The organism is Bartonella sp. TT119HLJHH, from assembly GCF_042193385.1.
GTDB lineage: Bacteria > Pseudomonadota > Alphaproteobacteria > Rhizobiales > Rhizobiaceae > Bartonella.
On record NZ_JBHILS010000010.1, the window covers coordinates 26,691 to 41,920 of the forward strand.

Annotated in this window: 12 protein-coding genes; 7 read left to right on the forward strand and 5 right to left on the reverse strand. The window is 36.4% G+C overall.

Annotated elements, in window-relative coordinates; all coding sequences use genetic code 11:
* Window positions 1–69: 69 nt before the first annotated feature.
* The 5 genes from ACFIJL_RS06490 to ACFIJL_RS06510 all read right to left on the reverse strand — a co-directional run bounded on the left by ACFIJL_RS06490 (window position 70) and on the right by ACFIJL_RS06510 (window position 7,115).
* Window positions 70–1,449, reverse strand: a complete 1,380-nt coding sequence (locus tag ACFIJL_RS06490) for a class II 3-deoxy-7-phosphoheptulonate synthase (protein WP_375623618.1) — start codon at window positions 1,447–1,449, stop codon at window positions 70–72.
* Between the two features lie 68 nt (window positions 1,450–1,517).
* Window positions 1,518–2,909: a glutathione-disulfide reductase gene (gene gor / locus ACFIJL_RS06495; RefSeq protein ID WP_375623620.1), complete on the reverse strand. Its 1,392-nt coding sequence runs from the start codon at window positions 2,907–2,909 to the stop codon at window positions 1,518–1,520.
* Between the two features lie 203 nt (window positions 2,910–3,112).
* Window positions 3,113–3,682, reverse strand: a complete 570-nt coding sequence (locus ACFIJL_RS06500; protein WP_375623622.1) for a DUF2059 domain-containing protein — start codon at window positions 3,680–3,682, stop codon at window positions 3,113–3,115.
* Window positions 3,683–3,787: 105 nt separating this feature from the next.
* Entirely contained in the window at window positions 3,788–4,492 is a 705-nt protein-coding gene (gene rpiA, locus ACFIJL_RS06505) for a ribose-5-phosphate isomerase RpiA (protein WP_375623624.1), read from the reverse strand.
* Between the two features lie 352 nt (window positions 4,493–4,844).
* Window positions 4,845–7,115 carry a ComEC/Rec2 family competence protein gene (locus tag ACFIJL_RS06510; RefSeq protein ID WP_375623626.1) on the reverse strand — a complete coding sequence of 757 codons (2,271 nt, stop codon included), beginning with the start codon at window positions 7,113–7,115 and terminating at the stop codon, window positions 4,845–4,847.
* A gap of 111 nt (window positions 7,116–7,226) precedes the next feature.
* Here ACFIJL_RS06510 and gltX point away from each other — a divergent pair, with 111 nt between their 5' ends.
* From gltX to ACFIJL_RS06545, 7 genes are all read left to right on the forward strand, one after another.
* The gene (gene gltX / locus ACFIJL_RS06515; RefSeq protein ID WP_375623628.1) at window positions 7,227–8,657 is read left to right on the forward strand and encodes a glutamate--tRNA ligase; all 1,431 of its coding nucleotides are present in this window, start codon (window positions 7,227–7,229) and stop codon (window positions 8,655–8,657) included.
* 265 nt (window positions 8,658–8,922) lie between these two features.
* Complete coding sequence (gltA, locus tag ACFIJL_RS06520; RefSeq protein ID WP_375623630.1) at window positions 8,923–10,218, forward strand: citrate synthase; 1,296 nt, start codon at window positions 8,923–8,925, stop codon at window positions 10,216–10,218.
* 670 nt (window positions 10,219–10,888) lie between these two features.
* The gene (locus ACFIJL_RS06525; RefSeq protein WP_375623632.1) at window positions 10,889–11,641 is read left to right on the forward strand and encodes a transporter substrate-binding domain-containing protein; all 753 of its coding nucleotides are present in this window, start codon (window positions 10,889–10,891) and stop codon (window positions 11,639–11,641) included.
* A 468-nt stretch (window positions 11,642–12,109) separates the two neighbouring features.
* The gene (locus tag ACFIJL_RS06530) at window positions 12,110–12,862 is read left to right on the forward strand and encodes a transporter substrate-binding domain-containing protein (protein ID WP_375623634.1); all 753 of its coding nucleotides are present in this window, start codon (window positions 12,110–12,112) and stop codon (window positions 12,860–12,862) included.
* A gap of 79 nt (window positions 12,863–12,941) precedes the next feature.
* The gene (locus ACFIJL_RS06535) at window positions 12,942–13,664 is read left to right on the forward strand and encodes an ABC transporter permease (protein WP_375623636.1); all 723 of its coding nucleotides are present in this window, start codon (window positions 12,942–12,944) and stop codon (window positions 13,662–13,664) included.
* Window positions 13,661–14,368, forward strand: a complete 708-nt coding sequence (locus tag ACFIJL_RS06540) for an ABC transporter permease (RefSeq protein ID WP_375623638.1) — start codon at window positions 13,661–13,663, stop codon at window positions 14,366–14,368. Before ACFIJL_RS06535 ends, ACFIJL_RS06540 begins: the two co-directional genes overlap by 4 nt.
* Window positions 14,369–14,447: 79 nt before the next feature.
* Complete coding sequence (locus tag ACFIJL_RS06545; protein ID WP_375623640.1) at window positions 14,448–15,221, forward strand: amino acid ABC transporter ATP-binding protein; 774 nt, start codon at window positions 14,448–14,450, stop codon at window positions 15,219–15,221.
* Window positions 15,222–15,230 lie beyond the last annotated feature (9 nt).

Below are 15,230 nucleotides of genomic sequence, written 5' to 3' on the forward strand. Positions count from 1 at the left end.
TCGGAAATATCACTTTTAAAAAATTCTCTTCTGCCATAATGCCCTGAAAAATATTAGGCCATTTTTTGCCTACCCCTCAGCAGCAATTTCTAACGAGTCAGTGGCACGATTTTTTTTAAGGAGTTCAGCAACAAGAAAAGCCAATTCTAACGCTTGATCTGCATTTAACCGTGGATCACATTGCGTATGATAACGATCAGACAAATCGTCCACAGAAATGGCATGCGCCCCTCCTGTACATTCAGTAACATCACGACCTGTCATCTCAATATGTATGCCTCCTGGATAAGTTCCCTCTCCATGATGCACGGCAAAAAAATTCTCGACTTCTTTTAAAACATAATCAAAGGGACGCGTCTTATAACCATTGGCAGTAATTGTATTGCCATGCATTGGATCACATGACCATATAACCGCACGCTTCTCGCGTTCAACGGCACGGATGAGTTTAGGCAGATAACTTTCAACCTTATCATAACCAAAGCGCGTAATAAGTGTAAGCCGCCCCAGCTCATTTTCAGGATTTAGAATATCAATTAATCTTAAAAGCTCATCAGGTTCAATAGAAGGGCCACACTTTAATCCTATAGGGTTTTCAATGCCACGGCAATATTCAACGTGAGCATGATCAATCTGTCGTGTACGGTCACCAATCCATAACATATGGCCAGATGTTGCATACCAATTTCCTGAAGTTGAATCAATCCGCGTCAAAGCCTCTTCATAACCAAGTAAAAGCGCTTCATGACTAGTATAAAAAGATGTTTCACGTAATGAAGAATGCGTTTTGGATGTAATCCCTATAGAACGCATAAAATCAATTGCTTCAGAAATACGCTCTGCCAATAATTCATAACGTTCCCCCTGCGGACTGTTAGAAACAAAACTCAACATCCATGTGTGAACATTTTCTAAATTAGCATAGCCACCTTGTGAAAAAGCACGCAATAGATTAAGCGTTGCCGCAGATTGGCGATAAGCCATGGACATCCGTTGTGGATCCGGAATACGAGAATCGGCGCCAAATTCAATGCCATTAATAATATCCCCCCGATAAACAGGAAGCTCAATCCCTTCTTTGCTTTCGATATCAGAAGAGCGTGGCTTTGCAAATTGACCAGCAATACGACCAATTTTAACAACGGGTTTAGAACTACCAAAGGTTAAAACAATCGCCATTTGCAAAAACACACGAAAAAAATCTCGGATATTATCAGCTTCATGTTCTGCAAAGCTTTCGGCACAATCACCACCTTGCAATAAAAAAGCTTGTCCTTTTGCAACAGCTGCTAATTCATTTTTTAAATCACGAGCTTCACCGGCAAAAACTAAAGGAGGATAGCTTCTCAGTTTTCGTTCAACATTTTCTAACATAGACTTATCCGGATAAGTCGGAACTTGTTTAATTGGCCTTTTTCTCCAAGAGTCAGGCGCCCATTCTTTTATCATTACACTCTCTCTAAAGACTAAACTTACAGCTTGGCATATCAAAAACTTTTTACCATAATATATGCTGTTTAACTTTCTATTTTCTTCCCATTTTCATATATATAACTTGGTTTATACATTGTTACCAATTCTTCTGCCATCGTTGGATGCACTGCCATCGTCTCATCAAAGATATCCTTCGTCAGCTTACCCTTGAGAGATATCCCTATAAGCTGAGCCATCTCACCAGCATTTTCCCCTAAAATATGAGCGCCCACAACAATACGGCTTTCACCATCAACAATGAGTTTCATAAGCATTTTCTCTGAACTACCAGAAAGAACATTACGCATAGGACGAAAAACTGTACGATAAATTTCAAGACGCTTATAACGCTTTACCGCCTCTTCTTCTGAAAGACCAACTGTTCCAATCTCTGGCTGTGAAAAAACTGCTGTTGTAATTAAATCATAATCAGGTGTTGTGGGAATATTCTCAAATGCTGTCTTAACAAAACACATTGCATCATGAATCGCAACAGGTGTTAATTGAATATGACCTGTTACATCACCAACAGCCCAAATATGAGGGATATTTGTTGTCATTTTCTCATCAACAACAACTGCACCAAATTCATCCACTTGAACACCTGCCCTATCAAGTCTTAAACCCGTTGTATTTGGTACACGCCCCGTAGCCAACATTATCTGATCGGCACTGATTATTTTCCCATTGGATAAAACAACTTCATAACAATTTTCTGCAGCCTGCACTTTAGAAATTGTTATCCCGTAGAGAATAGAAATCCCTTTTTCAATCATCGCATCGCTGAGCAATTGCCGCAAATCATGATCAAAATTACGAAGGATTAAATCACTTCGATGGAGGAGTGTTGTTTTTACACCTAATTCATGAAAAATATTAGCAAATTCAACACCAATATACCCTCCACCAACAATGACTATTGATTTTGGGAGTTGATCAAGGTCAAAAATCTCATTAGAAGTAAGGCAAAATCCACCACCTTCTATGGGAGTATTTTGTGCAAATTTTGCTCCTGTTGCGATCAAAATTTTTTCTGCACTTACCCGCTCACCCGTGGCAGAAAGCTCTAATGTGTGATCATCTATAAAAGTAGCACGACTTTCATAAATATGCACATTGTTATTTTCTAATCCCTTACGATACAGCCCTTCTAACCTTGATATTTCTTTATTTTTAGCTGCAACCAACTTGTCCCAGCTAAAAATTGGATCCGCATATTCCCACCCAAAACCAACACTTTTCTTAAATTCTTTTACATATTGTGATGCATAAACATAAAGTTTTTTGGGAACGCAACCACGAATAACACAAGTGCCCCCTATACGATATTCCTCTGCTATAGCGACCCGCTTGCCAAGACCTCCAGCAAGCCGTGCTGCACGCACTCCACCAGAACCACTTCCAATAACAAATAAATCAAAATCAAAAGAGCCCACGAATTATTCCTTCTTATATAGCTGCAAGAGTAGGCTAAGGTCTTTTATTATCAAATGAAAGTCTTTTTTTCTTTTGAAGAAGCCTTTTTTATAAAACAGTATTCTAAAAAGACCTAATCTCATTAAAATATTAAAAACGGCGGGAAAACCGCCGCTATTAAAAAAATCAGAAATTGCCCATTGTTGTCATGATATCGATCAAGCTATTTTTTATTTTTTGAAGATTCTGATTTTATAGGCATATTTGTAGGCATAGTAGAATTATTCAAATTAAGTGTTTCAGACATCTCTTTTTTCACATTTTCTACAAGATCCCGCATAAGAGCAGTACGCCATATATCAAATGCTGAATAAGAATCACGTGCAATATTAGGGACTTCTGTCAAAAACTTTTTACCGGTATCAGAATTATAAAATGTTGTTATCGCATCAAGCTCTTTTTGAGTAAAATATTTTGCGTACACATGAGCAATCTCTTTTTCTAGATCAGAGCGCCTTTTAATTAAAGCAAGCGCCTGCTTATCAACAATATCAGAAATAGCTGTTGCCAAATTCGGATCATCGCTGATCAGTTCATTTTTGAAATCATGGACCGCATTTGGTAAAAAACTATCAAATTGATCCGTTGCATGAATAGCTCTGATTGCCTTTCGCGCTGAAGCCAAATGTTGATCACTCACACCTTGTGCATAAACCATTCCAACATTCACAAAAAAAATAGCGATTGCACCAAAATATACGACAAAACGCTGAAAAGAAAATATTATTCTCATTTAATGATTACCCCGATAGCTAATTATAATTTTAATTTGTTATTCTACCTAAAATCTTTAAGACCCTTTTTACTGTGCTAACATATCATCATGTAAATGCCTTTTCTAAAAATCAAACGGTTCTAAAATTTTTATTTGACCATCAGCCATAGCGACAATTGCACGTGAAGCCAACCCCAAAAAAAGGCCATGCTCAACAACACCAGGAATGGCAAGAAGTGCATCCGATAATGGTTTTGGTTGCAAAATGCAGCCCCAAAATGCATCAAGAATAAAATGACCACCATCTGTTTCAAAAGGATCTTTTCCATTCATTCGCAATGAAATTTTCCCAGAAAGCCCTAAATCATCAGCGACTTTTTCAATGGCTTTGCATGTTGTGTGGATACCAAATGGATTAACTTCAATTGGTAGTGCAAAAGCACCAAGTCTTTTTACCACCTTTGTTTCATCCGCAATGACAAGCATTGCACGAGATGCCGATGCCACAATTTTTTCATACAACAATGCTCCCCCTCCCCCTTTAATGAGCATCATCTCAGGACCAATTTCATCTGCTCCGTCAATATCAAGATCAAGCTCAGGTATTTGTTCTAAAGTGCTAACAGGCACTCCAAACTTACGACAGAGTTGTTCAGAATATTTTGAAGTAGCAACACCAGTCACCCGCAAACCATCCGCAACACGCTCACCTAGAAGACGAATAAATTCATTGACTGTCGAACCAGATCCGATACCAAGCCGCATACCATCTTCAACAAACTCAAGCGCTTTAATAGCTGCCATTTTTTTTAACTGCTGAACATTCATGAATGATTTTGCCTTTTTCCGTAAGCAACATTTATCCCCCTATTACCACCGATAATAATGATAATAAAAGATAACCTCTTGACGTAATCTATTTAAATTTACCGTCATCTTTTGCTTGAAGAGATGTTACTCGTTATAGAAATATATGATAAGAATAAAATAGAATAATCAACAATTATCTTTTTTATTTCTTTAAGAAAATTTGTTAGCATTTTTCTCATTCAAGATGACGTTGATAAACTTACCAATTGAAAAAACGCAAAATATGACCAGAAAAGTCTTCTATTATTTTTTGTTTTGTCATTATCCAGATATTTTGTCATTATCCAGATATGAAGAAAAATGTGATAAATTATATGTTTTTTTGTGAATACTGTCTGTGTATATTCCATGGTCTATGAAACCCTAGTGAAGACCAAATAATATCCCCACTTTTGGTCATCATAACGCTTCCTCGTGATAACAATTGCTGAGGTATAAATATTATTTTTGCCTTCTTGTAACAAGTTGGATTATGCATTACAAATGTCTGAATGAGAATATCTGCCTCTACACATTGATCTGTTTCTCTCTGTAAAACGATCACTTTTAATCCATTATCCAATAAAGATGTACATACATGATAATCACAAATAAATTGTCCGTGCAACGAAGGACCATATTTTGTTGGTTTAATCGTTTCATTCACACGAAATGACTTTTCCCATATGGATGTCGTGAACTTAGAAATATGGTAACGATCAATATATAATTTTTTATCATGGATAACGCCCACGAGACGCATATTATCTGCTATAATCAGTTGTACAGGTGAATGCATTATACAAATAGAAATACCTGCCAAAATAAACAAACTAAAAAAGAGCCGGATGGGTGTTTTGCAAAAAGTCAGTCCAACCAAGCCTATACTCAATAAAACTAACGCTGATAACGGCATAAAACCAGGATTCAAATCAGGAGAAATAGCCTTGATAGCATGTGCAATCTTTATTACAAGATCAACTCCAAAACCCATAATTTGAAGAGGAAGCCATTCGAATCCTCCTAACATTGCAAGAACTGCGATTAATCCAAAGGGAATGACAAAAATTGAGATGACAGGCAAAGCAAAAGCATTACTAATAATGCTCAAAGATGCCATATTAGAAAAATGATAAGCAGCATAAATTCCACTTGCACTCCCTGCAACAAAGGAAGAAGCACATGTTGAAAGCATCGATGAGAAAACAAAATTTATCACTCCTCCTCCAACATAAGAGGGTGTTGTTTTTCTTTTACGAAAAAATGATCTTCCACTCCACCAATCAAAAAAAGCAATCAAAGCAGCAGTCGCAGAAAAGGACATTTGAAAGCTAGGACCTAATATTTCATGGGGTGTCATCGCCAGAGTTATCAACCCTGCAATGGAAAAATTACGCATTGTTATAGCAGAGCGATTACACAATATAGCAACCAACATAACAGCAATCATCACAAAACTTCTTTGCGCTGATATTGCTAAGCCTGACAATAATAAATAAAAAGCTGTTATCATAAACGCAACGATAGCAGCAAATTTTTTACTGGAATAATAGGAAGAAAAAACTGGAAAAAATGCTAAAAAACTACGGATACTCAAAAGAACTATACCGCTTAACAACGCCATATGTAAACCTGATATTGATAAAATATGGGCTAATCCAGCTGTACGTAATGCTTCATTTGTCTCATTTGAAATACCAGCACGCTGCCCTGTTATGAGAGCAGCTGCAACGCTCCCCTTTTCTCCTTCAAGGGCTATACGGATTCTTTGTGTCATCTTCGTGCGTAAATTTTCAATTTTCTGTAGAATGATAGCGAATATTCCATCAGGCTGCGAAACGGATATTTTTCTTGGTTTTCCTAAATAAACGCCTTGTGCTCCAATTCTTTTAAAATAATTATGAAAACTAAAATCGTAGCCTCCTGGACGCACCGGCCCAGAGAATGCACGCATCCTCACTTTTCCATGCAGTCCATCACCAATCGCTAAGCCAGATGGCAAATATCTTGCCGATAAACGAACACGAAGAAGACTATGGCGTAATACGGGCTTTTCTGTACTCAAAATATCCAAAACTAAACGAAATCCTCCTTTGGCACCTGACTCAATAGAAACAATTCTTCCCGTCAATGTAGTGACAATGTCACTGCTTAGCATGGGTGTTGCAATACGCCACGTTTCTATTTTTGCCGCTAAAGCACCCAATATAATACAAAACAGAAACCCCACGGGAATCCATATTTTTCGATAAAAACGTGCACCATAGAATATTGCGAGAAAAATACTGACCAACGCCCCCAACTGTCCCCAACTTGGTTCCCACTCTAAATGAAAATAGAAAATGATTCCTAGGGCAAAAAAGACTAAAATCAGCGAAAAAAGGATACCAAAAGAAACTTCTTTATTGATACAATCTTCTAACCATTTGCGAAAAAAAATGATTACTTCTTTTAAGAGTGTCCATAAAAAAAGTTTTTGTTGGTTATAGCCACCATTCTTTGCATCATCATATCTAGAAAAAACACTCTGCCCTATCTGACATGGCTTTTTTTCTTCTGTAACAGATTTTTCGGATAAACCCTCTTTACTTTTATAAAACATCAGTCCCCCACTTTAACTCGCAATACGGCTATTGCACGCCCCATCACTTATGCTAACATGACTTTTCTATAAAATTCCATAAGTAATATCTTAGTTTAAAGGAAAATATTCGTGTCTGTTATTACTCGTTTTGCCCCTTCACCCACTGGTTTCCTTCATATTGGTGGCGCTCGTACTGCTCTTTTTAATTGGCTTTATGCAAAACATACCGGTGGGAAAATGCTTCTACGAATTGAAGATACAGACCGAGAGCGCTCAACAGAAGCAGCTGTAAAAGCCATTATAGATGGCTTGCACTGGATGGGTCTTAGTTATGATGGCCCCCCTATTTCGCAATTCGAACGTGCAGAACGTCACCGCCAAATCGCTGAACAGTTGGTCAAGAATGGTAAAGCATATTATTGTTATGCTTCACCTGAGGAGTTAGCTGAAATGCGTGAAAAAGCCCGTGCAGAAGGGCGCCCACCACGTTATGATGGACGTTGGCGCGACCGTGATCGTTCTGAAGCTCCTAAAGGTGCTAAGCCTGTTATTCGCATCAAAGCCCCTCAAGATGGAGAAACGATTGTACATGATCGTGTTCAAGGTGATGTCCGTTTTCCTAATAAAGATCTCGATGACTTCATTATTTTGCGTTCTGATGGTTCACCTACCTATATGCATGCCGTTGTCGTTGATGATCATGATATGGGGATCACACATATCATACGTGGTGACGATCATCTTACCAACGCCGCCCGACAAACGATTATCTTTAAAGCAATGGGATGGGACATTCCTGTTATGGCACATATCCCTCTTATCCATGGTGAAAACGGCGCAAAATTATCAAAGCGACATGGTGCGCTGGGTGTGGATGCCTACCGAACTATGGGATATCTGCCTGGTGCTCTGCGCAATTACCTTGTCCGTTTAGGTTGGAGTCATGGTGATGATGAACTTATGTCACTCGAAGATATGATTTCTTGGTTTGATATTGAGGATATTAACAAAGGTGCTGCTCGTTTTGATCTCAAAAAGCTCGATTCCATCAACGGACACTATATGCGCATGAGCAATGATCAAGAACTTTTTGATAACGCTCTCGATATCCTACCAGAAACCGATAGGGGGACACAAATCATTGAAAGACTTGATGAAAAACGCCGTGTTCAATTTTTAAAAGCAATTCCACATTTAAAAGAACGTTCAAAAACACTGTGTGAACTAATTGACAATGCCGCCTTCATTTTTACGCAACGCCCCTTACAGCTTGATGAAAAAGCAAAAATGCTCTTAGATAAAAATGGACGAACCATTTTAAACGATCTTTATCTTGCCCTGAAAGATTGCTCTTCTTGGGATACGAACGTTCTAGATGAAATTCTTCGCTCTTATGTACAAACACAGAATCTCAAATTTGGATCTATCGCCCAACCACTTCGCGCAGCTCTTACAGGATGTGCAACATCGCCAGGTGTTTTGGATATTCTTGTTTTATTAGGACGCGATGAATCCCTTTATCGCATCAAGGACCAACTTATCACAACAATATGCTCATAATGGGTACTGAATATATCTCCTCAAATGAGCCTCTATACAGATATCTCAACACGATCTAAAAGAGTTTTTTATGTTACATCATTGAAATACATTTCCTATTGAGTAATAATGATCAATAAGGAAATATTTTTAGATTGCATGTACTCACTTTTAGAGGCAATCTACCCTTAATATAAGTAAGAAAAGCTTCAGTTATTGTATATCTCCTACTCTGATGAAGCAGAGTCTTAATTTTTAGAAGCGAAGGATCTGAAAGGAATACCGAATGTCTGAGAATAGCGCACATATTATTGTGAATGATAAAAAAGTAGAACTTCCCCTGCGTAAAGGCACAAGTGGACCCGAAGTCATCGAAATTGCTTCTCTCTACAAAAAAACTGGTATTTTTACTTATGATCCGGGGTTTACTTCAACAGCTTCTTGTGAATCAAAAATTACTTATATTGATGGTGATAAAGGTATATTGCTTTATCGTGGTTATCCTATCGACCAATTGGCTGAAAAAGGAGATTTTCTCGAAAGTTGTTATCTTCTCCTTTATGGTGAACTCCCAACACAGCAAGAAAAAAATGACTTTGATCGATGTATTATGCAGCATACCATGGTCCACGAACAGTTTTCACGTTTTTTTCACGGCTTCCGTCGTGACTCTCATCCTATGGCTGTTATGGTTGCCTGCCTTGGCGCTATGTCTGCGTTCTATCACGACTCTATTGATATTACAGATCCTCACCAGAGAATGATTGCTTCTGTACGTCTTATCTCAAAAGTTCCAACGCTTGCTGCTATGGCCTATAAATACAGTATCGGACAAGCCTTTGTTTATCCACGCAATGATCTTAGTTATGCTGCAAATTTCCTCCATATGTGCTTTGCTGTTCCTTGTGAAGAATATAAAATAAACCCAGTGCTTGCCCGGGCGATGGATCAAATCTTTATCCTTCATGCAGATCATGAACAAAATGCTTCTACATCTACAGTGCGTCTTGCTGGATCCTCGGGTGCTAATCCGTTTGCCTGTATTGCAGCAGGTGTTGCATGCCTTTGGGGACCAGCACATGGTGGGGCCAATGAAGCATGTCTAAAAATGCTCCAAGAAATAGGTTCTATTAAAAGAATTCCTGAATTTATTGCACGTGCAAAAGATAAAAATGATCCTTTCCGCCTCATGGGCTTTGGGCACCGTGTCTATAAAAATTATGATCCACGTGCAAAAATTATGCAAAAAACTTGCCATGAAGTTTTAAAAGAACTCAACATTCAAGATGACCCGCTTCTTGATATTGCAATAGAACTTGAAAAAATCGCTTTAAATGATGAATATTTTATCGAAAAAAAGCTTTATCCCAATGTTGATTTCTATTCCGGCATTACATTAAAAGCTCTAGGTTTTCCAACTGAAATGTTTACTGTCCTTTTTGCATTGGCACGCAGTGTCGGGTGGGTGGCGCAATGGAAAGAAATGATTGAAGACCCTGAACAAAAAATTGGTCGTCCTCGACAACTCTACACAGGCTATGCCATGCGTAACTATGTTCCTATAGATGAACGTGCAAATTAAAAAAAGAAATCAATAAAGCTTCATTTACTGAAGCTTTATTGAGAATAATCAAAAAACATCCTTTAAGAATTTTTATAAAATGTGATTCTAAAACTCTATAAAAATTTACTAAAAAATTCTAAGTTTTAGCTCTGTAAAGAAATTGAGAATTTTACCTTATAATTCTCATTATCTTTAATGGAAATGTATTCCCTATCATTCCCTCATGTTTAAAAGCCTTATTACATATTAAAATCTAGCAAAGCCAGAATTTTTCTTTTTATCTTCTCCAGATAAAATTGCAAAAAGCTTACATTAAGTGCGTCTCTAAGATGCCAAAACTTCTTATCCCTCTTCAAATAGATTCGAATAAAAATACTTTACATTTTGTCATGTTAAGAGCTAAAATTTTCTTTGTATTTAAGTTAATAGGTTTTCTTTTAAAGACAAATTATTGATTTTTAAGTAAAATCATTAAAAATCATCATACAATCAATAAGAGGTGACCTTCTTTCCTGTATTTTTTATTCCCATACTTAATAAAAAGAAATTATTTTTTTGACAATGATATTCAGCATAATGATATCAAAATGAACACAGATAAATTTTTTACATTGCTCCAAAAGAGCTTACAGATTATAAAAATTCATGATGGTTTCATATTTACCAGCTTATCCAATAGGAGAACATAATGAAATTATTAGCAGGAGCTCTTATAATAAGCGCGACACTATTTACCCTATCGGCCAATTCTCAAACGCTGAAAATTGCAAGCGATGCTTCTTATCCGCCATTTAGTTATATTGACTCAAATAATGAACTTCAAGGGTTTGATATTGATATATCTTATGCTCTTTGTAAAAAAATGAATGTTGAATGTACTATTGTCACACAAGACTTCGAGGGGATGATTCCCGGTCTTCTTGCCAAAAAATACGATGCTATTGTTTCTTCCCTTTCTCCTACAAAAGAGCGCTTACAAAAAATTGATTTTACAGATCCTTACTACAACACAGCACTCGCTGTTATCGTTACCAAAAATTCGGAAATTAAAGAAATCTCAACACAAGCCTTTAGAGGTAAAAACCTTGGTGTACAATCAAATACAACACAAGCTGCATACGCAGAAGATCATTATGCCTCTGAAGGAGTTAATATCAAACTTTATCCTACAGCAACAGAAGTTAATCGTGATCTTTTAAGCCATCGGCTTGATATCATCATCTTTGATAAATTAAAAGCATTAAATTGGCTTGAAAATGAAGGAAAAGACTGCTGTCTCCTCTTGGGAACTCTAGAAGAAACAAATTTTCCTATTGCAATTGCACTCCGTCAAAATAATAATGATCTTAAAAACAGTTTTAATAAAGCAATAGAAGAAATCCGCGCCGATGGAACCTATGAGAAAATTATGAGAAAATATTTTACTTTCGATATCAATTAGATAGCACTATGAATTAAAACTCAATCTGTATATTTAAGGAGTATTTTTTAAATCTTTATTGGACATGCAGATATAATTAGAAATTCGGCTTTTTTATAAGAAAATTTACATTTATCAAAATAACTTTTAATTGCTCCTTGAGAGCTAAACATTTTGTAGAATCTAATGACAACAATAAGGTTGTATTTTTATCGTATCAAAATCTAATTTTTTCTTTATGTTCAAATTTAATAGCCTTATTTTCAAGAAAAATCCGCAATTTTGACTCATGAAATGATTCAAATCAAATATTTCGTGAAAATTAAGCTATCATACAAGCAATAAGATATTTATTCTTTTTTTATCAATAATGTCCAACATAATGATCTAAAATAAACATCAATAAATTTTTGAATTGCTCCCAAAAAGCTTACAGATTATAAAAACATAATGATTTCATATTGCCCGCTTATCCAATAGGAGAACATCATGAAACTATTAGCTGGAGCTCTTATAATAAGCGCTGCACTATTCACCCAATTGGCTGATGCGAAAACATTAAAAATTGCGAGTGAAGGCACCTATCCTCCCTTCAGTTATATTGACTCAAATAACAAACTGCAAGGATTTGATATTGATATATCTTACGCACTTTGTAAAAAAATGAATATTGAATGTACTATTGTCACACAAGACTTCGAGGGAATGATCCCTGGACTTATTGCAAAAAAATATGATGCTATCATTGCTTCCCTCTCTCTCACACAAGATCGCTTACAAAAAATTGACTTCACAGATCCTTACTACGATACAGCACTGGCTGTTATTGTTACCAAAGCTTCGGGAATTAAAGAAATCTCGACAAAAGATTTTAGAGGTAAAAATCTTGGTGTGCAATCCAATACAACACAAGCTTTCTATGCAGAAGATCATTATGCCTCTGAAGAGGTGAAAATAAAACTCTATCCTTCCACAATCGAAGTGAATCGTGATCTTTTAAATCATCGACTTGATGTGATTATTGTTGATAAATTACAAGCATTAAATTGGCTTAAAAATGAAGGAAAAGATTGCTGTTTCCTCCTAGGAACTCTAGAAGAAACAAGATTTCCTGTTGCAATTGCAGTCCGTCAAAATAATAATGATCTTAAAAATAAGCTCAATGAGGCGCTAAAAGAAATTCGTTTGGATGGAACTTATGAGAAAATTATGAGAAAATATTTTACAAGTGATGTTTATTAAATATCAATATGATATTTAAATGAAACCCGTTGGTTATTGCTAAAAAATATTATCTAACTCTTTCATGAGGAACACAAGAATGATTGAAAATTTAGCATTGCTATCATTTAGCAATGGGGGATGGGGAGCGGTTATACTTTCCAGTGCAGGAATGACATTGTCATTGGCGTTATGTTGTGGCCTTCTAGGATTTCCTCTAGGACTTCTCAATGCAGTAATGATTCGATCCAATATTAAGATAGCTAAAGCTCTAGCACGTCTCTTTTCAACGGTGTTTCGTGGATTACCAGAGCTTTTAACTCTGTTTTTAGTTTACTACGGATTACAAAGCCTTATTCAAAATTTATTTGACTATTTTAATTTTGAAATCATGTTCAGTATCAATGCTTTTGTTGCTGGTGTTCTTGCTCTTAGTATGGTTCTTGCAGCTTTTTCTTGTGAAGTTTGGCTTGGAGCATTTAATATTTTTGATAAAGGTCAATATGAAGCGGCTAAAGCTTTAGGCCTTTCACGAACAACCACATTTTTTCGTATTGTCTTTCCTCAGCTCATCCGAAATGCCTTACCAGGACTTTCTAATAATTGGCTTACTTTACTGAAAGATACATCCCTTGTTTCTACAATCGCGCTTGTTGACCTCATGCGACAAACGAATTTAGCTGTCGCTGCTACCAATCAACCCATGCTATTTTATTTTGTAGCATGCTTACTCTATTTGTTATTTTCAGCGGTTTTTACTGCAATCTTACGCCATTTGGAAACATACACTCAAATAGGCTATCAAAAGGTGCTAGGTCAATGATTCCTGAGTGGCTTTATTTCCTTTTTAATCCTGATCTTTTAAGCCGTTATGGAGCAAAATTTATTGATGGCTTTATTGTTACTGTTGAGCTTGTTTCTATTTCTTGTTCTCTTGGTTTTTTCCTTGGTATGCTTATCGCTTTTGCGCGTTTATCAAAGAATACGTTTTTACAATATTTTGCAAATGCTTATGTTTATTTTTTTCGCGGCTCTCCTTTGTTAGCCCAACTCTTCCTTTTTTATTATGGGCTTGGTTCAATGAACAGTTTTTGGCAACAGGTGGGGCTATGGTGGTTTTTTCAAAACGCGTGGTATTGTTGTCTTTTTATTTTTACACTCAATTCTGCGGCCTATCAATCTGAGATCTTTAAAGGAAGTTTTCTATCCGTAACAACTGGACAACGTGAAGCATCAAAAGCTTTAGGTTTAAGTAATTCTGTCACATTTTTCAGAGTTATTCTTCCACAAGCAATGATTGTAGCATTACGCCCCCTAGGAAATGAGTTGATTTTAATGATTAAATCTAGTGCTGTTGCCTCACTTATTACTGTTTATGATTTAATGGGGATTGCTAAACTCACTTATTCACGGACATTCGATTTTCAAGTTTACGTTTGGGCTGCTCTTATCTATCTCTTTATCGTTGAACTCATTCATCGTTTTATTATTTTTATCGAACAGCGCCTCACTCGATATTTACGCTAAATAAAATGATCATAAAAAACTTTACCAAACAAAAATGTTGAATTAATCAAGTTCTTCATCAATGAAAGAATAAAATAAGATGAATTTGAAAAATAATAAATCGATCTCTCCCAGTAAAAAACCAGTGATCTCTATTCGAAACCTCAATAAATGGTATGGAAACTTTCAGGTCCTACATGATATCAACCTTAATGTTCAAACTGGTGAACATATCGTTATTTGTGGACCTTCCGGATCAGGAAAATCAACATTAATTCGTTGTATTAATCAATTAGAACAAGCACAAAAAGGTTCAATCTGTATCCATAACGTTGATATCCATACTGCTCCTGTACAACAGCAAAAAAATGTTCTTCGTAAGATAGGAATGGTCTTTCAGAATTTTAATTTATTTCCCCACATGAGCGTTATACAAAATTGTATTTTAGCACCTATGACAGTTCAAGGGCTGTCCAAACAACAAGCACAAGAACGGGCAATTCGTTACTTAACGCATGTTGGTATTGAAAAACACTGTGAAAAATATCCTTTACAACTTTCTGGTGGGCAACAACAACGTGTTGCGATTGCCCGTGCACTTTGTATGGAACCTGAAGTCATGCTTTTTGATGAACCAACCTCTGCTCTTGATCCAGAAAGTGTGGGAGAAGTTTTGGACGTGATGGCTCGATTGGCAGATACAGGAATTACAATGCTTTGTGTTACCCATGAAATGGGCTTCGCACGTAAAGTCTCAGAAAGAATACTCTTTCTAGAAAATGGAAAAATTGTTGAAGATACAGAATCTGAACAATTTTTTACCAATCCTAAAAGCCAACGTGCTTGTGATTTTCTTGCTAAAATTAAATATTAATCATTAACA